The sequence below is a fragment of the Priestia koreensis genome (assembly GCF_001274935.1).
In the GTDB taxonomy this organism is placed as follows: Bacteria; Bacillota; Bacilli; order Bacillales; family Bacillaceae_H; genus Bacillus_AG; species Bacillus_AG koreensis.
Map to the genome: position 1 here is coordinate 56,841 of NZ_LILC01000007.1, position 17,188 is coordinate 74,028.

The window sequence follows — 17,188 nt, forward strand, 5'->3', positions numbered from 1 at the left end:
TAACGATCATTAAAACGAGTAGCCTTTTATTCACTCAGATCAACGTAATAGCCCTCAAATGAAAGGGCTATTATTTATGTATTGTTTGCAATGTAATAGGAACAGCAATGGCAGGACTAGAAAAACGAACACGTGAGTACGTAATCTTTATTTTTTGTCCTTCCCTAAGCTTTGCTTTTACCCGAGAGTCAACGTGCGTCAAATCCACATAAATACTCACTTTGTTATCTGATGCCGTTTTAGACAATCCTAATTTTTGGGGTGATAGCCCTTTTACATATCCAATTTGCTCATTAGAAGGATATTTTGAAGCAGATTCATTAACTAAATTCGTTTTCTTGTTTTGACTCACAGTCTCTTCTTTTACTGAACGACAATCTGTTGAAGTAACCGCAGCCTCTCCGCTTTCACACGCTGTTAAGACGACTAATAGTGCGCTAATCACCATCAATTTTTTCAAACCAAACGCTCCTTTCACCTACAATATAAACTTAGACGATGAATAGGGATAAATGTTACAAAAAATATTTATAAATAAAAATGAGCTGGTCTATAATTCCAAAATTCTGTGGTAAGATGAACACATCATTATCTATTTATCCTTGAAAAAGCGAGGCCTATAAATGAAAACATATAAACCGTCCATAACACCTGTTATTTCCTCGGCTGCTTTCGGGTTCGTTTGGCTAGGAATTAATATCATTTGGGTTCTATCAGAAAGCGTTTCAATTTGGTGGGCTGTGTCCATGTTTGTATCCATTTTTATCCTGGGATATGCGGTCTATTACGAAAAGGCGCGAAGACAAAGCGAAGGGTTTTATTGGGATGACGAAGGTGTTGTGATTGATTTAGATGGTACGAAAGTGTACTGGTACGAAATCGAAAAAATCAAATTCTTTCAAGGAATGTATTTAGAAAGATCCACCATCATCTTTCCTCATTATCAATACCATGAAGAGATTTTCAAACGGCAAAAAGATGGTACGAGAACCCCTGCTTATCAGATCGAATTTCAGCGCATGCAACATCCAAAACAATTTCACGAGGGCTTAATGAATGCGTGGGCAAGCTATCAAAAAGAAAGAGAACTCACCGTTAAGCGTTAACGCTAGAATTTACCTTTAGACAAAAGAAAAACCGGTAACTGTTCATTGTGTTACTGGTTTTTCTTTTGTTGTTCGTATTTCACTTTTACCGTACGATCATTGTTTTTCTATAAAGAATTGATATGACTTCGCGCTCAATCCTCCTCTATTCCCTCACCTGTTATCACCATATGAGAGTCATGATCTCCGCTTTTAAAAATCCTCCAGCATTCATCTTCATTTGAAGAGTCAAGAAATACATCTAGCATCCATGCGTTTGAAAATAGAATGGTTATGTCTCCCACGTTAGAGACATGAATCCCTTCCACTACTACTTTTGCGTGCACTAATTTTCCCAGCAAAGAAACGGTTTTTCATCCAAAAGACTGTTTCCATGTTCTTCCCAATCAAAGTCATCTTCTTCAATGGTGGATGACAGTCTGTATACGTCCATATTGGCGACTAAAATTTTATTTCTTCATGTTGTGTCCTTTAGAATCTGAAAGTTTATCTTCCTTGTATAGGTAGAAGCCGTTCCTTTATTGTTTTTACAATAAAAGGAAAAAGGTGTTTTGATACAGGCCTAGAATTACTATACACTGGGCTTGTTAGTTACCGTACAGCCTCTGTTAAAAAATCAATTTTCGCAAGGTCTTTATGGTTGTTTTTATCTGCCCGGTAGCTGTCTTTGGATGAAGCCTCATATACACGTAAGTATTGGGCATGATTAAGCAAATAATACGAAACATCTTCTTTTGTATGAATCTCTAAATCTTCTAATGCTATACCTGCAAAAGCTGGTAAGGTATCCATAATTCCAAATTCAACGGACATATCGTCTTTTGAAAACTCATGCTCATGTAAATCAACGAGACGATAGCCCATTACTTCCATCATACTCACAATGTCACTCCAGCTATGTATTGATTGCTCAGGTGGTACTTCCCAACCTCTCGGATCACCAGGTACATGAATATCCACATCTTTTGCATCCCAGCTCCTATTTGTCAGTACTTCTAAGCCAACAGATCCCATTAACAACGGGATAATCTTAAGGTCATTTAATTTTTTCGCAATGGTTATAAACTCATTAAATTTTTGATTATTCATTTGTTCGTCTCCTTTTTCGTTCAACTATCTCTGCTTATCTCGCAATTATTTATCGCAGCCTGACATACCAAAATTCTAGACTGATGTAAGCAAACGATCCCCATCAAACGTACGATTTACGAGATCAATAAAAGACTGTAGTTGAATCGACATGAATTTGTCTTTGTGCCAGATCATTTGCGTATGAAGAGGTGTATGAATGTTGTTGCAAACAAGTTCTGTTAAGGTTCCTGTTCGAAGTTCTTCTTTTATCGCCATCTCCGGTAATATTGCTACACCTAAGTCTAATCGCACGCATTGCTTAATCGCTTCGATACTTGCAAATTCAAACGTATTTGGCGTAAAAATCCCAAATTCTTGAAACAAATCTTCTAGTATGACTCGGTAAGAGCAGCCTGCTTCTGTATATAAAAGCGTTTCGTTCTCAAGATCTTTTAACTGAATCTCAGTCACATTCGCTAGTAGATGACTCGGTGAAGCCACAATCTTTAACGGTTCTTTTAGAAGACACTGAGTATGTAACGTAACATCTTGATATTGAATCGGTTCAATCGTAAACGCAATGTCAAGCGTTCCGTCTAATAGTTGAAGTCTTGTTTGCTCTCTAGAATCAATGGGTTTGAAAATCATTTTAACCTTTGGGAATTGGTCCTTGAATGCTTTTAATATGGAAGGAAGTCGATAGGTACACAAGCTTTCAGATGCGCCAATCACAAGCGTCCCTGAAGGCTCCTCTATTCCGCTGACCGCATTCTTTGCTTCTTTCGTTAATTGAATCATTTGATCCGCATATCGTTTGAACTCGCGTCCCTGTTCAGTTAAGGCCAACCGTTTTCCAAGACGTTCAAATAACGGTGTTTCAAGCTCTGCTTCAAGCGCTTTGATTTGTGCGGTCACGCTTGATTGAGCAAAATTTAATAGCTTCGCTGTATACGTGAAATTCAACGTCTCTGCAGCTGTTTTAAACGTAATGAGTTGCTTGATCTCGATGGTGCTCACTCTCCTCTAATCGGATATTTCGATTGATTCAATCAAAATGTTCATCTGTATCGATTCATACAATCATTATAAAATATGGTAAATAGAACCACAACAATAATAGAATGCGAGGAAACGAACATGACTACAAAAAAAGAAAGCAAAAAGAAAGTTGTGTCAATGAAGAAAAAACAAAAGCCTGGAAAAAGCTTCTCTCATTATTGGAATGAAATTATTCATGCCGTTATTGCAACGAAGTAACAAATGCAGAATAAACAGGGGTAAAGAATAAACATAGCTATATAGATGATACTATAAAAACAGCGCCCGCTAGAGGCGCTGTTTCTTGCACTACCATTTCTTATAACTTTAACCCCTATTGATCCTTTTAGTTCTTCTTTATTATAAGCAACTGAACAAAATAAAAAATGCCCATAATCCGTCTGGGCAAGAATAAGTTTTAGAGAAGATAAAAAGGTTGTCCTAATGACGGATACGAATTTGATGCAGCTGATTTAATAATTCATCTAAAAACTGACTCATTTGTAGGGTATTTTCGCTTGTAAATCCCTCTTCTAACCCTAAACTAATCATGTTCGCTCTCGTTACTTCTATTTTTTCAATCAGTTCAATCTGAAACATACTTCGGTCGTCTTCCAATTTTATAACCACCTAGGCTTTTTTATGATCACATTCTTTCTTTATTTTATCATTTTTACCATAATAAACCAATAATTGCGCATAATATATTTTGTTTACAGTATGATTTTAGCTGATATAATTCGTTACATAAGAAAATAGGTTTTTAACCTTCACTTCATTTTGGAGTGAAATGCAAAACAGAGGATATTTATAAACAAATATCCTCTGTTTTTATGAGAATTGTCGGTAACGATTTTCTATATCCGTAAATGAAATAAGATGCGCAATCTTTCTTTAGACTGTTCGTAGTAAAACACTTTTAAGAATAAGATCATTTATTCTTAAGTCAGGAACATAGTTTAAATCTCTCGGTTTTCCTTCTAGCATCGAGATAAATTCTAATTTATTTTCGTTAGGGGGTTACTTGTCGACAACAAATGCAGAAATGATGATAGCTGAAGATGAACCGAGTAGATTCCCTTTTTACGCTGCAGGCGTGCTAGATCGTTTGTTTCTAGGTGAGAACCATCCAATCAAGGCAATCGCGACTAACACGCCATAGAAAATGAGCGTCCATACGGCACTGTGTGGAAAATGTGGATCTAAAACGCCGATATCCTTGTGAGCAAGCGTGATGACAGCTAGCTTTACGCCTACCCAAGCAACAATGGCATAGGCAGTGGTTTCTAATGCTGGTCTCTTCTCAAGTAGCTTTACAAACCAAGTTGCTGCAAACTTAATTAAGACAAGCCCTGCAATTCCACCGAGTACAACAACTAAAAACTGTGCACCATCCATACCGCCTATTTCTCGAAACTTCGAATCAGGAAGTCCAAGAGCTATCGCTACTGCCGCTAATATAGAATCGATCGCAAAAGCAAGGTCAGCTAGCGCAATTTTCCCTACCGTAGGCCAAAAACCTTTTCCAGCGGATTTTTCCGACTCTTCCTGATGGTTTCCGTCCTTCTTCCCAAACTTGTCTTTAAGAATATGTTTTAATCCTAGGTACAATAAGTATGCTGCGCCCACAGCTTGAACCAACCAAACGTTTGCGATAAATGAAATCGCAAAAAGAGCACCAAATCGAAAAATAAAGGCTATAATAATTCCATAGTTAATGGCTCTTTTTTTCTGATCATCCGGCAAGTGTTTCGCAATGACTGCCAGTACAAGAGCATTGTCTGCTGACAATAAACCTTCTAGGCCAATTAAAATTAATAATGCCCATCCATACTCAATCCAAATGGATCCCATTCATTCTCCGCCTTTCTCAAATAAACCTCGTTTAGGTCCACGGCTTGTTTTTATTAGAATAACCCTCTACAAGAAAGTCAATTCTAGAAAATGAAGGTTCAATACTTGATCCTAAACTTGAATTTCAAATGGTACTTGCATCATTTATTTACGTATTCATACATAGAACAAAGAAAAAAGCGCTTAGGATCAGCGCTTTTGGATTAGCTTATTTATTTGAGTATCAAAAATTGGCCTAATTTTTGCTTTTCCTTACATGCTAAACGCTCTGCAGTGCAGCATGGCTAAATTCAACCGTTTCATCTGCGATTGAATTTAACCTTTCATCATGAGATACAATAATGATAATTTTTTTCTGTTTTATACTTAGGAGATACTCTTTAAGATTTATAATCGCCTGTATATCTAGAGCAGATGTAGGCTCGTCTAAAATGAGTAAGTCAGCCTCTTTTAAGAAGCAGCGAATAAGAGCAAGCTTTTGCTTTTGTCCCCCTGATAAATTCGTGGATGAATGGTTTATGTGATGATGCAATTGCTCAGGTAGAGACTGAATGTAATAATCTAAACCAAATTCTTTGCAATAGTCATGGACAACGTCATCACTTATGTCATGTTGAGTACCTAACGTTAAATTATTCAAGATTGTATCACTAATTAACATAGGCTCCTGTTCAACCATACTTACTAAGTGCTCTCTCATATGGTATAAATCTAATTCCTTCATTTCCACACCGTTGTATTTAACCTCACCATTATAGTCGCTGTGAAGCCCTAACATTACATTTAAAAACGTACTTTTACCAGAGCCGTTCCCCCCCTGAAGTAAATAAATATTCCCTTTGGAAAAAGTATGGTGAACGCCGTTTACAATAGGAAACGGCGCATCAGGGTACTGATAAGATACATTTTCAATTGCAATAGTATCAATGCTTTTTAATAGGCGCTGATGATTTAATTCCTTTTCAAGTAAAAAGATATTTTCAAGCCTCTCCTTTGAGACAGAAACATCTTTATAGCTTTTAAAGAAATTAAAAAAATAGCTAACGCTTCCATTAATCATGCCTACATACGAATTAATAATGGCAAATCCACCAATGGACAGTTGATTATGCAGCAACAAATATCCTCCGTAAATAATAATGATGATGGATAATATGCTGTTTGTAATTTTGTCTACGCTATTGTATAAGTAAGCAAACTTAGAATACTTCATAGTTGTTTCGTACAATTGTTGAAAGCTCTTTTTGAACTTTGGATTTAGCGTATTATACCAAGCATTTATTTTAATAATTTTAATGTTACTTAATTGGTGATTCATATCTGAGAAAAACTTAATCTGGCTCTCACTGTATTCAAAGCTGAGCTCAAAAATCTTTTTCCTTGTTACGATGTAAAAAGCTAAATAAATCGGTACAAAACAAAGTATAATAATAGCCAAATTTGTATTTACTTGAAAAGTGAAAAATACGCATAAAACTAGCGATAATAAACTACCTACAGACTGAAATACGCTACTTATTAAGAATTCTGATACATGATCAGAATCCATACTAATTTGCTGGCTAATCTCGGCCGCATTTTTTTGTGAGAAGTGCTCTAATTTGACCTTCTTGAGATGCTGCAGAGCGCTAAAACTAATATGAAAGGTAAACTTGGAAGTAAGCCTTGTAATTAAAATGTTACTGATGTAGTTTGATACAATATCTAAAACCAAAAGCCCAATTAAGATATAAATATAAAAAATATTGATACCGATCTTTGTTTGAATCACATCATCAATAAATTTCCCGATTAAAAACGGTGTGGCTGATACGCACAACCAATTGATAATATAAAGAAAGAAGCAGCAAATAATGAGTATAACTACTTTTGTACTCAGTTTTTCTTTGATTAATGTTTTTATCGTTGTCACTATGCATCACCTAAGCCGTACGATTTTATTAAATGTCAGTATCCACTCACTAAAACTAAAAAAATTATGGGAAAGGAATCAATTGATAAGCGTTAGGAAATTGCCCTGTGCGTGAAAGTTTTGAAATTTCATAGTCAAGAGGATTAAACAAAGTCGTGTTCATATGAGGGTATCCCTGATTTGAGAACACTTTCACAACTTTTGCTTTATCAAGTATAGTATTTTTAAGAAAACAGCATAATAACTCCCATTTTAAATCTCCAGCAACTTCTTTAAGTTTTTCCATAAAAATCTGCTGATCGACGACGATTTCTATGCGGGAGAATTCATCCTCATGCATTCGATCAGATTTCAAGAACAGGTACTGGTAGTGTTCACGGAGAGACTCTGATGTTTGAGTTAGATGAAAATGAAGGCTATAAAATAGTGGATCATTTTCTATTTCCCCCTCGTTTACATCCATATTAAGTTTCTGAGGATGATAATCTTCAAGATGATGTTTCGTATAGTAAGGTGTGAAATTATGAAGCATTTCATCCAGAGATCCTTTAATTGCATCAAAGAGGTTCCATGAAGCTTTTGATCCGATGCCAAAATGGTATTTTCCAAACCCCAGAGTTAAAATAACGTATACATTTTTGTGTAAAGAGATATTAAAACAGGATATTTCATCCACGTATTGATAGACATTCGCGATCACTTCTTTGACAGATAAATCATCTATTTTTTTAACGTCAACAAAAGTTCCACCAGATTCTGTTAACCAATTAAAGATAAGTGATTGCCTTTCAAAAAACTCCAAAAAGGCATTCTGAATGCTGTTAAAAGAGTGATAATGAAATCCTGCTCCGCAGCTGTCAGCATACGTATGTCGATTTTTCATTTTCTCCCCTCTATAAAGAAGAATTTTTTCCGTACTAATAAGTGATGGCTCCCCCGTTAACAAATTAAAGGCAGGGATCTTTTCCTTATCAATGTAACTAGAGTCACGCAAAAAAGTTGATCGTTCAATATGCTCTCCGTACGCAGCTTTGAGCGCTTGCTGAGTCGAATGATTGACGGATGTTCCAACTCCCGCCTTTAAATATGTAGGAACAACATTAACTGTTTTAGGTTCGCTTTGAAAGAGTCCACGGACTATGTGAAATTGTTGCTGATGGTTAAAGTTCATCTTCACTACTATAATCACCCTATTTATTAATTTCTTAGACAAAGATACAACCCGGTAGTTGATCAAGTTCTTCTTGTGATAACTTTAACGTGTACTTGTTAATACTTTGATTGACATTAATATATTTATTGTAAGGAACATGATTGTATAAATCATAAGAAAAAACCTTTACATATTTTAATTTCGGATACAGCTTGTTTTTGTATGGGATGACATACATGCCTTTAATCCATTTCGGCAAGAACGTAGCCAGATCTTTTATTTCATCCATTTCTTCATCATTACTCTCATCATTTATATACTCTGGCAAAGTAGCAAACTGTTTAATATAGTTCAATTGCTCCTGTGTTATGTCTACATGAATTTGCTTTTTTGACTCCATAACATAAGGGTTGTGCTGGGATAACAGTTTATGTTCTTCATTCTGCCATCCTAGTAAATAAGCTTCTTTGAAGGAGTTCTCAAGCGCTGTCCGATAACTAAAATGTGAGCCAAGACCTCCCGAAACATATTTACCATTACGTGTTAAGATGGTAAATACCACTTTAAGCGGCGAAAAGAAATCATTAATAAAAAATTGAATATCGTATTTAGCATGAACTAAGTGCTGATAAATAGGCATTTCAGAAAAAAAGTCTTCAAATACGCCTTTTTTCCCCTGCCTACCATACCAAAATAAGAACATCGCATTTTTCTCTAAAAGCTCTAGCATCCCTTTTTTAACCGCTATCCTACTGTCAAAATGTGCTGCCCCTCCAGTCGTATCGATAACATAAGGAAGCTTAGTTGAATATGTGGTTACGTGAAAGGGCAATTTAGCTTCTTTGTTATTTAAAATATCCCATACAAGCACATCGTCATTTTGATCTTTATTTCTGCCACCTAACAATAAATTTCGCCGTTCAATGGCTTCAGAGAATGCTTTTTTCATAGATAACGTTTTTTCATACTCTAGGGAATTGGTGCCATCTGGACTAAGCTTATTTCCGATCATTAATTTTCCTAGTCGTACATGCGAAAGGTAAAGGGGATTTGTGAGAAAAATAGAGTTAGGTATACTAATAGTTCCCTTATCCATTGTTTTAAATATCATGTTTGTCGTGTGTCCTTCCAAACCACTGTAATAAACCAATGGGCGATAATCGTGGATTTAATCCCGATGCATGAGCTAATTGATGATCGCTAAAGCCTGACCAGCACAGTTCTCCAAGTTCATCATCAACATCTCGACACGCTTCTCTAAAGCTTTGTGCCATTAACCCAACTTCAATTAAAGCATGTCGATACCCGCGTCTTCTATACTTGGTAACAGCTCTTTTTAAATCAATTGCATACCCTATCGCCAAATAAGATGGAAAATCGTCATTAGAAATAGCAGAGCATATAGCAGCAGTATCTTTACTACAAAAATCTTTTATTTTTAACAACCGGATCTTATGAGAATCAAAAACATAACATCCCATTGATAAGCCCTCAGCGGCATCAGGAGAAAAAATATATATAATAGGAAAAACAGGATATAGCGCACCAGCAGAAGGATACCGTTTAGAAAAACTTGTATCATCACGTCCAAATGCTTCGTTTAATAGATGGCCGAACTTACTTTTTGACATACAATATTCTTTATCAAAGTCTCTCATACTAGCCTTACGCTTGAGGGGGATCTCATCAAACGCAACTTCTTCTATTACAAAGTTTGGCAACACATCCGTATACTCAGTAGAGTTCATCCAGGTAAGAAGTAATTCGTCATTTTCATTGGCCGTGTAGTAATTATATCCATAAAATGTTGTTGACTGATGAAATTTAAGAACATCATTCAATAGCGTTTTATCTAAAATAACGTCCTCAAAATAGTCTTTTTTCATCTTTTGATCATAGAACGAATCTTCGTAAAATTTATTCATAGCAGTCACACAACTCCCAATGAATTGGAAAGTCAACACATAGTTCTTGGTTATGAAATTTATAAGAAATACATTGCAAGAAGTGCTCGATAGCGACTTCTTTACTGGTGTGATTCATAATGAGCTTCTCAATTCTATTTCCAATAAGGTTAACAACCGTTAAAGCATTTAACTTTGTTAACGGCATATGTACATCAAACATTGCATCCTCTAGATAGATACTATCAATAATGTGTTGATACGTAACATTGCTTAAATTTTTATTTCGAATACTTGTTTCAATTGAAGAAATATGGCATACGTGACATGGAGTTTTTAAGCGCGCATTGTAAAGCGCGTCCATGTAAAAAATTCCGTTATATGTATATGTGCAAAGAGTATGCACATTATCATAGTTTTTTACCTGATCCCGAAGCTTTACCATAAATGATTTATTGTAGGGATTTAGAAATAAAACTAACAATTGATCTTCTTCCACTTTGATCGTATTCTCATCTAAACTTTCAACATATGTATAAGTGCATTTCAACTCAGTACGGTAGTCATCGAAAACATGATGAAACATATCAAAAACCACTGAATTATTGGTAATAAATTGAATGCTCTTTAAACTAAAATTAGGCTTAACTTGCTTCGTAATAATATGGTTGATTTCTAGGAACTCAAGTAAATCGTCATAGGAATCACCAAAAGTACTGCGTAACGCATCTGAATTAAAAGTCGAACCTGCTTTAGTATCCCAGTCATAGATCACTTTTTGTAGCTGTTCATTGTGAATGCGTACAATGCTTTGGTCGGTTTGAACTACTACCTCATCAAATGATAATTCATGAAGAATAAAACTATTAATTATATAATCATCTGCTTGAACTACTCTCACTATCTGCTCTCCTTCCATAAATAGAGTAAAAGACAAGTCACAAAGTATAGTAACTTGTCTTTTACCTAGCAATTCAATTTATTTCTCTTCTACGTTAGCTGCTCCACCACCACTGATGCAACTTGAACCTCCTGGTGGTCCCGCAACTGCTGTCGGTTTGCTTGTACCAGCGCCTACTCCAAATTGGTTTTGGCCACCTTTTAATGTTAATGGTTTTTTTACGCTACCATTTTTAACGAATGCCATATTCTCTTCACCTCTTTCCTCTCTTTTTCCAATATAAGTTATTATTCCAGAAATTTCAACATATTTTTCTGATAATTTTAAATTTTACGAAATATAATGTCAGGATGATACAAACTATTATTATCTTGGGGAATAACGATCGACCAGTTTTTAACAAAATGCCTTCATCAATCTAAAAAAGCCAGAGCGCTATATCTCTGACTTTTTTAGATTCTTTTTTAAATAGTGGACAAATGGATGATCGCTCCCATCTATCTTCCTCGTACACATAAATAAACTTTGATTGACTTCTACGTGCTCCACGAAGACTCGGGAAAGCCTTCCTTGCGCCAATAATTCATCTACGCTGCAGGCTGGTGCGAGCAATACACCAAAACCAGCCTCCACAACTTTCACTGATTCAGGTAAACCTTGCATTTGCAAACCGATTTTTGGCAATGGACAATTATGAGCATAGAAAATCGACTCTAATAAATCAAGCGTTGAACTACCTGGCTCTCTATAAATGAAGTCGTGCTCACTCACATCAAAAATGGATACCTCTTTATTAGCTAGAGGGTGTGATGGATGCACAACAAACCAAAAGGGAACGTCCATTAGTTTCTCAAAGTATAAATCTTCATGGCCAATGTTATTTTGCACAACAAAGCCAAAATCGCTTTCGTAATTTAAGATGCGACGCTCAACAGACACCACATTTCCTAACGATATATAAAGATCGACGTCTGGATTCTCCAATTTATAACCGGAAATGATGGAAGGCAAAATATAGTTCATAACGATATAGCTAGAAGCAATTTGCACTTTCTCCTTCTTCTCCAGAAATGTCTTCAATTTTTCATCAATCTGCTCTTCTAAATGAAATAAACGTAACCCTTGCTCATAAAGGAATTTACCTTCTGCTGTGAGCTGAATCCCTCTCCCTTTGCTAGTAATTACCTTGATTCCTATCTCCCTTTCTAGCTTTCGAATCTGAGCTGTGACAGCAGGCTGACTAATATGCAGCAGTCTCGCTGTTTCGGTTATGCTTCCGAGTTTGGCGACATTTGTAAAAATGCGCAGCGTATGTAAATTCATTTATTCACCCACTCATAACTTTAATTTATGAATACACAAAAAAGATATATTTGTGTTAAGAATAGTATAGCAGTAATGTAAACGTAGAGAAAATTTGATTGGAATCTGTGCTTTTGTGTATGAAATTGAAGGGATTACTATTTCTGTATTTCGAAAAATATATAAATGTGGCTTTATAACCTAAGTATTTCCTAACTCTTTTATCTACTATGTTGAATAAGGCGATCCTTCTTGTTATTCCTACATAAACGAATAACTCCTTTATACGGAAGAGACCTTTATTTAAAAAACTCAGTAAAGCATGAACCCATCAAATGATTTTTTAAGATAAAGGAGGAAAAAACATGTCTGAATCAATTATTCAAGGCAAAGAACCGATTTACCAACGAGGAATCTTTACTTTTAGTGGTTCACACCTTTTAAATGACCTCGTTACCACAGGAATGGTACCGGCATTGGTTGTGTTCTACAAAAATGCGTTCCATCTCAATTATACCCAATCGACTTTAGTGGTTTTGATCTCTTATTTAACGTCATCTATTTCTCAACCGCTGTTTGGTGTATTTGCAGACCGAAAACCCAGAGCTTGGCTGCTATCACTCGGGTTGTTCTGCTCCATTATGGGGCTTGCTTTGACCGCCATAGCACCATCTTTTCTTTGGCTGCTTCTATTTATTGCGATTTCTGGCCTTGGCTCTGGTGCGTTCCATCCAGAGGCATCACGGGCAACCCACCTTGCGTCTGGTACGAACAAGAGTCTCGCTCAAGCTATTTTTCAAGTAGGTGGGAATTCAGGACAAGCTTTAGGACCATTGGTTGTTTCACTGTATATCATTCACTCAGGAATTCACGGACTGCTATGGCTCATTCCCGTCGCCATCTTATCACTTGGATTAACTGGACAGATTTTACCGTGGTTAAATCACAAACTAGAGTCTGCTAAACTCGATAGTAAAAAACAACTAAAAGGAAACAACAACTACGTAGGAGCCACTCTGCTTTCCAGTGTCATCATCCTACGTTCGTGGTGTCAGATTGGCGTTGTGGTCTTTTTGCCATTTTATCTGCACGACCTGTCAATCCAACAGGCTGAAATTCTAAGTTTCGTTTTTGTCGGGGCTGGCGCTCTCGGAACATTCTTTGGAGGCGTTTTTGCAGATCGACTTGGCATGAAGCGTTTACTAGTTGGCTCTATGCTAATTGCTACGCCGTTTGCCCTCGTCTTTCCTTACGTAGATGGAGTTTGGTCAGTTCTTGTTTTACTCGTATTTGGATTTAGCGTCCTTTCCTCCTTCTCCGTTAGCGTTGTTTTCATGCAGCGCATGCTTCCCAAAAACATTGGTTTAGCTTCCGGGCTTGCGATTGGGTTTGGTGTAGGAGCAGGAGGAATTGGTTCTGTTTTTATGGGGAAAATCTCGGATATCTTTGGTGTGACAACTGTGTTCACGATTCTCTCCATTCTTCCCCTTGTCGGCGCTCTTATTGCTGTCTTTTTACCGAACGATCGAAAAGAAAAGAAACAGGTTGCCTGATGAATCATTAGAAAGCGGACAACGCTTTTCTTGCTCCTCATTAATTACCCCCTCGTTTATGACAAACGGGGGGCTTCTTTATGTATTTATCAGGTGGTCTATTTAGAAGAATTCCTTGTGGTAAAAGAATAAGGTCACGTAAAACGCTCTTTGCAGCGAAAGAAATTACTGTGCTAGAGAATTCCAAAATACAAAATATACCATTTTGTGGTATGATGAAGAATATAAAAATCGATTTTAAAGGAGTTAGTGGCGGTGAAAAAAGAGAAAAAATCTGAGATATGGCAATGGGTGAAAAGCATAGGGATTGCTGTAATCGTTGCTTTTATTCTTCGAAGTTATGTATTTGCTCCAACTATAGTCAATGGGAAATCGATGGACCCTACTTTACATACCAATGAAAGATTAATTCTTTCAAAAATAGGTGAACCCAAGAGATTTGACATTATCGTTTTTCATGCACCAGATGGCAGAGATTATGTAAAAAGGGTGATCGGATTCCCAGGCGAAACGGTTGAAATAAAGGATGATACTTTGTTTATAGACGGCAAGGCGTGTAAGGAAGCCTATTTAAGAGAAGGCAAAAAGGCATTTGCGAATAAATATGGGAAAGCACGTAAATTCACCGAGGATTACCCTCAAATAAAAGTTCCAAAGGGAGATTTATTCGTATTAGGTGATAACCGTCCCGTTAGCGAAGATAGCCGAAGTATTGGACCGATCTCTCAAAGTAAGATAATAGGAAAAGCAAAATTATCCGTCTGGCCTTTAAAAGATGTTGGGCTTGTGGGCAAATAAAGAAGACGTATATTTAGAGGGCTTCTCCCATCAAAAAACACAATACTTAAATCTCAAAACGCTGTTAAATACCCTAGACAGCGTTTTTTCATTACTCTTGAAAAAATCTTTTCAATACATCTTTGGTACTATTTTCCTTTGGAGTTAAAACGAAACGGGAATATAACTCGGTTCCTGTTTTGAATTCCTCATCGAGCAATTCGAAGCAATCAAGGACTTTTACGAGCTTCCAATACACTGTTTGATCATACTGATTTTTGTAGTGGTGCTCGTTTTCATACCCAATTTTTTCACCAAGAGCTATAGCTTTTTCAGATGAAACTGCTTTTACTAATAGATGGCTTTCTTCATAAACATTATTGGAGGAGTCATACTCTTTGTCTAAATTGATTGGTTCTCCTTCAATGACTGATTCATATAAAAGAGCAACTGTGAACCACTTTGGTTTTTCACCAGACACGTTAAATCCCCCTCTACTTTTGAGTTTTAATATGATTAATCAAATCCCTTACTTGCTATCTAGTCCCATTCCAAAAATAAAATACTCTAATTAAAACCTCTTATAAGACTGAAAATAACCTCACCAAAACAAATAACTACTGAGAGAATTAAAAGCACTTTAAGATGATACGATTTTATTTGTGCTCTTTCTTTCAAAGAGAAAATATATTAGGAATACACCCACCATACCAATCAAGATGTAATATATATTTCATCCTATCCCTAAATTATAGTGTAAATAATCAAAAAGAAGTATCCAAATAATTAAAGCTATATATTTAAACCATATCTTCACTTCCAAACCTCCTCATTGGTATAACTACCAATGGAAATACTACACTATTAAGGTGATTTTAGATATGGTTATATCGAAATTTTTGGTGGTGAATTCCTTTATATGTATTTTATTTTTATATGCTTCATTAATTGCATTAAAGACGGGTGCTCAATTCTAACCTTTTTTAAAAATAGAGGAAGAATTTTTTCTACTCTCATGCACAGCAGCTTTTCCTCAAGACAAGCCTTTATACGGCTAAAATTAAAAATTCCTTTGATCTTATAAGAAATTTTTGGTGTTTTTAGTGAGGTTCCAAGCGATTTATCATTCCTCTACCCTATTGTTCGTTCAACAGTCATTTTAAATGATCTATTATCACCTCAATAAACCATTTTGTTCTTTCTTCATCCATACGTCTCATTCCATTTTTTAAAATGAACGTTTGGATAGCTTCCCACTCTGTTAATTTAGGAATTGTTGCCAACTCTGCGCGTAATTTTTTGCGATTTTTGATATCTTCAAATGAGTTAAATTCGGCAATAACTTTTTCTAATTCACTGTAGTCGGCACTCATATTAAAATAACATTCAAGGAAGTATTTAAACGTTTCAAACGCCGATGCTTTATTTAACATCATTTCACCTACCAAACTTAATTGATGACGGAGAAAAGCGATTAACACTTTACATCCCAACTTACTAATTGTATCTCAAATTGATGCTGCATCTTTAACCAGCGTAGCTAGTAGATGCCAGATAGAAGCCGTCCATTTTAAACCGATTTAGACCATGAAAAAGCATAAAAAGTAGCAACTGAATTAAGGTCAGTTGCTATTTTTGTGTTAGGACTTTTGAAAATATGGTTTTCTTACATTGTAAAAAAGGATCACTAAAGGATGTTCATTTTCATCAAGCTGAATTTTATCAAATCGTCTTTTTCCTAAACGTCGGTCAATTAACGAAAAGGCTTTATAGATAGGATTGTTAGACGCAAATGCTTCATCATAAGGTGTGTGGATATAATTCCATAGGTTGCTAGTAATGTAATAGGTGTCGTGTATACCTAGTTTTAAAAGTTCTTCAGCCTTATTGGATTTTAGTTGTAGTTTAAAAGATTCTTTATAGAACTCGTAGCTGTTTGCAACCTCTTTATCAGATTTACTCGGAAACGGAGCCGCTAGCCGATGATAAAATCCTCCGCCAAATATTTTCTTTCCATCTAATGTTATCCACACTTCATCAGCCTCGTCGTGAGCATTCCGATAAGATGTACAGTGAATATCAATTCTATTTTTTAATTCAGGTGTGATAAACTCTTTTATTTTTTTTCGTAACTTTGACCACATCATGTTTTAAAATCCTTCCTATATGTCAATCTCACACTGTGTTTCAAATAAGCTTATTTTCATAAACATCATGATCTATAATTCCAATCTCATATTTCATCATTATTCCCCTAGTTACTAAACTTCCATTTCTTCGCCAACTTATAAAAAGTGGTTTTCATCCTATTTAACTTTAGTGAGAAATCGCTTGAACAACCTTAATCTCTTTGTTTTTTCATCGTTGCTATACCTCTCACAAAACCCACACAAAAAAGCTATTTAAATAGTTAGCTGCTTACTGTATGATGTATAATCAAAAGGGGTGTTTAAAATTGGAAAAAATTGATCTGTTATTAAAAGTTATAACTACAATAAGTTTATTGGTTATTGCTGTTTTTTTAGTGAAAATTAGTGGTCAGTTAAGTGAACACATTGATATTTTTTCAGCACTGCTTAACGCATTAGGAACGAGAGAAATGTAATGTGAAATAAAC

20 protein-coding genes are annotated in these 17,188 nt (G+C 35.8%); 5 read left to right on the forward strand and 15 right to left on the reverse strand.

What is annotated here, in order from left to right; translation table 11 throughout:
* Positions 1–70 precede the first annotated feature (70 nt).
* A complete protein-coding gene (locus tag AMD01_RS05490; RefSeq protein WP_053400407.1) occupies positions 71–460 on the reverse strand; it encodes a hypothetical protein in 390 nt (129 codons plus the stop codon).
* A 163-nt stretch (positions 461–623) separates the two neighbouring features.
* Here AMD01_RS05490 and AMD01_RS05495 point away from each other — a divergent pair, with 163 nt between their 5' ends.
* Positions 624–1,106, forward strand: coding sequence for a hypothetical protein (locus tag AMD01_RS05495; RefSeq protein WP_053400408.1), 483 nt, complete (start codon positions 624–626; stop codon positions 1,104–1,106).
* 591 nt (positions 1,107–1,697) lie between these two features.
* Here the strand turns inward: AMD01_RS05495 and AMD01_RS05505 are convergent.
* The 11 genes from AMD01_RS05505 to AMD01_RS05545 form a co-directional block, all read right to left on the reverse strand.
* Positions 1,698–2,195, reverse strand: a complete 498-nt coding sequence (locus AMD01_RS05505; RefSeq protein WP_053400410.1) for a hypothetical protein — start codon at positions 2,193–2,195, stop codon at positions 1,698–1,700.
* A 75-nt stretch (positions 2,196–2,270) separates the two neighbouring features.
* Positions 2,271–3,185 (reverse strand): LysR family transcriptional regulator, encoded by a 915-nt coding sequence (locus tag AMD01_RS05510; protein WP_053400608.1) that lies wholly within the window; start codon positions 3,183–3,185, stop codon positions 2,271–2,273.
* A 471-nt stretch (positions 3,186–3,656) separates the two neighbouring features.
* A complete protein-coding gene (locus tag AMD01_RS23410) occupies positions 3,657–3,833 on the reverse strand; it encodes a Spo0E family sporulation regulatory protein-aspartic acid phosphatase (protein WP_336881249.1) in 177 nt (58 codons plus the stop codon).
* A gap of 465 nt (positions 3,834–4,298) precedes the next feature.
* Positions 4,299–5,069, reverse strand: coding sequence for a TerC family protein (locus tag AMD01_RS05515; protein WP_053400411.1), 771 nt, complete (start codon positions 5,067–5,069; stop codon positions 4,299–4,301).
* A gap of 259 nt (positions 5,070–5,328) precedes the next feature.
* Positions 5,329–6,981, reverse strand: a complete 1,653-nt coding sequence (locus tag AMD01_RS05520; protein WP_053400412.1) for an ABC transporter transmembrane domain-containing protein — start codon at positions 6,979–6,981, stop codon at positions 5,329–5,331.
* A 64-nt stretch (positions 6,982–7,045) separates the two neighbouring features.
* Positions 7,046–8,194 carry a YcaO-like family protein gene (locus tag AMD01_RS05525; protein WP_157052628.1) on the reverse strand — a complete coding sequence of 383 codons (1,149 nt, stop codon included), beginning with the start codon at positions 8,192–8,194 and terminating at the stop codon, positions 7,046–7,048.
* A complete protein-coding gene (locus tag AMD01_RS05530) occupies positions 8,187–9,245 on the reverse strand; it encodes a YcaO-like family protein (RefSeq protein ID WP_053400414.1) in 1,059 nt (352 codons plus the stop codon). The genes AMD01_RS05525 and AMD01_RS05530 overlap by 8 nt, the downstream gene beginning before the upstream one ends.
* The gene (locus tag AMD01_RS05535; RefSeq protein WP_053400415.1) at positions 9,235–10,059 is read right to left on the reverse strand and encodes a nitroreductase family protein; all 825 of its coding nucleotides are present in this window, start codon (positions 10,057–10,059) and stop codon (positions 9,235–9,237) included. The genes AMD01_RS05530 and AMD01_RS05535 overlap by 11 nt, the downstream gene beginning before the upstream one ends.
* A complete protein-coding gene (locus AMD01_RS05540; RefSeq protein ID WP_053400416.1) occupies positions 10,052–10,939 on the reverse strand; it encodes an McbB family protein in 888 nt (295 codons plus the stop codon). Before AMD01_RS05540 ends, AMD01_RS05535 begins: the two co-directional genes overlap by 8 nt.
* A gap of 78 nt (positions 10,940–11,017) precedes the next feature.
* Positions 11,018–11,185, reverse strand: a complete 168-nt coding sequence (locus AMD01_RS23925; RefSeq protein ID WP_157052630.1) for a hypothetical protein — start codon at positions 11,183–11,185, stop codon at positions 11,018–11,020.
* A 189-nt stretch (positions 11,186–11,374) separates the two neighbouring features.
* Entirely contained in the window at positions 11,375–12,262 is an 888-nt protein-coding gene (locus tag AMD01_RS05545; protein ID WP_053400417.1) for a LysR family transcriptional regulator, read from the reverse strand.
* A 344-nt stretch (positions 12,263–12,606) separates the two neighbouring features.
* Between AMD01_RS05545 and AMD01_RS05550 the strand changes: the two genes are divergently transcribed.
* From AMD01_RS05550 to lepB, 3 genes are all read left to right on the forward strand, one after another.
* Positions 12,607–13,794 carry an MFS transporter gene (locus AMD01_RS05550; protein ID WP_053400418.1) on the forward strand — a complete coding sequence of 396 codons (1,188 nt, stop codon included), beginning with the start codon at positions 12,607–12,609 and terminating at the stop codon, positions 13,792–13,794.
* Positions 13,795–13,874: 80 nt separating this feature from the next.
* Positions 13,875–14,072, forward strand: coding sequence for a hypothetical protein (locus tag AMD01_RS05555; RefSeq protein WP_053400419.1), 198 nt, complete (start codon positions 13,875–13,877; stop codon positions 14,070–14,072).
* Positions 14,050–14,592 (forward strand): signal peptidase I, encoded by a 543-nt coding sequence (lepB, locus tag AMD01_RS05560; RefSeq protein WP_342666967.1) that lies wholly within the window; start codon positions 14,050–14,052, stop codon positions 14,590–14,592. The genes AMD01_RS05555 and lepB overlap by 23 nt, the downstream gene beginning before the upstream one ends.
* 91 nt (positions 14,593–14,683) lie before the next feature.
* Here the strand turns inward: lepB and AMD01_RS05565 are convergent, their stop codons facing one another.
* The 3 genes from AMD01_RS05565 to AMD01_RS05575 all read right to left on the reverse strand — a co-directional run bounded on the left by AMD01_RS05565 (position 14,684) and on the right by AMD01_RS05575 (position 16,718).
* Positions 14,684–15,052, reverse strand: coding sequence for a DUF4288 domain-containing protein (locus tag AMD01_RS05565; protein WP_053400421.1), 369 nt, complete (start codon positions 15,050–15,052; stop codon positions 14,684–14,686).
* 673 nt (positions 15,053–15,725) lie between these two features.
* Complete coding sequence (locus tag AMD01_RS05570; RefSeq protein ID WP_245638895.1) at positions 15,726–16,064, reverse strand: hypothetical protein; 339 nt, start codon at positions 16,062–16,064, stop codon at positions 15,726–15,728.
* A 147-nt stretch (positions 16,065–16,211) separates the two neighbouring features.
* Positions 16,212–16,718 (reverse strand): SF0329 family protein, encoded by a 507-nt coding sequence (locus tag AMD01_RS05575; RefSeq protein ID WP_053400423.1) that lies wholly within the window; start codon positions 16,716–16,718, stop codon positions 16,212–16,214.
* A gap of 308 nt (positions 16,719–17,026) precedes the next feature.
* Between AMD01_RS05575 and AMD01_RS23930 the strand changes: the two genes are divergently transcribed.
* Entirely contained in the window at positions 17,027–17,176 is a 150-nt protein-coding gene (locus tag AMD01_RS23930) for a hypothetical protein (RefSeq protein WP_157052632.1), read from the forward strand.
* The last annotated feature ends 12 nt before the right edge of the window (positions 17,177–17,188 follow it).

What these genes read in the sequence shown, in the direction of transcription:
- AMD01_RS05505 (WP_053400410.1), bottom strand. Translation starts at nt 2,195, where the DNA reads ATGAATAATCAAAAATTTAATGAGTTTATAACCATTGCGAAAAAATTA.
- AMD01_RS05575 (WP_053400423.1), bottom strand. Translation starts at nt 16,718, where the DNA reads ATGATGTGGTCAAAGTTACGAAAAAAAATAAAAGAGTTTATCACACCT.
- AMD01_RS05530 (WP_053400414.1), bottom strand. Translation starts at nt 9,245, where the DNA reads ATGATATTTAAAACAATGGATAAGGGAACTATTAGTATACCTAACTCT.
- AMD01_RS05545 (WP_053400417.1), bottom strand. Translation starts at nt 12,262, where the DNA reads ATGAATTTACATACGCTGCGCATTTTTACAAATGTCGCCAAACTCGGA.
- AMD01_RS05495 (WP_053400408.1), top strand. Translation starts at nt 624, where the DNA reads ATGAAAACATATAAACCGTCCATAACACCTGTTATTTCCTCGGCTGCT.
- AMD01_RS05515 (WP_053400411.1), bottom strand. Translation starts at nt 5,069, where the DNA reads ATGGGATCCATTTGGATTGAGTATGGATGGGCATTATTAATTTTAATT.
- AMD01_RS05550 (WP_053400418.1), top strand. Translation starts at nt 12,607, where the DNA reads ATGTCTGAATCAATTATTCAAGGCAAAGAACCGATTTACCAACGAGGA.
- AMD01_RS23925 (WP_157052630.1), bottom strand. Translation starts at nt 11,185, where the DNA reads ATGGCATTCGTTAAAAATGGTAGCGTAAAAAAACCATTAACATTAAAA.
- AMD01_RS05555 (WP_053400419.1), top strand. Translation starts at nt 13,875, where the DNA reads ATGTATTTATCAGGTGGTCTATTTAGAAGAATTCCTTGTGGTAAAAGA.
- AMD01_RS05535 (WP_053400415.1), bottom strand. Translation starts at nt 10,059, where the DNA reads ATGAATAAATTTTACGAAGATTCGTTCTATGATCAAAAGATGAAAAAA.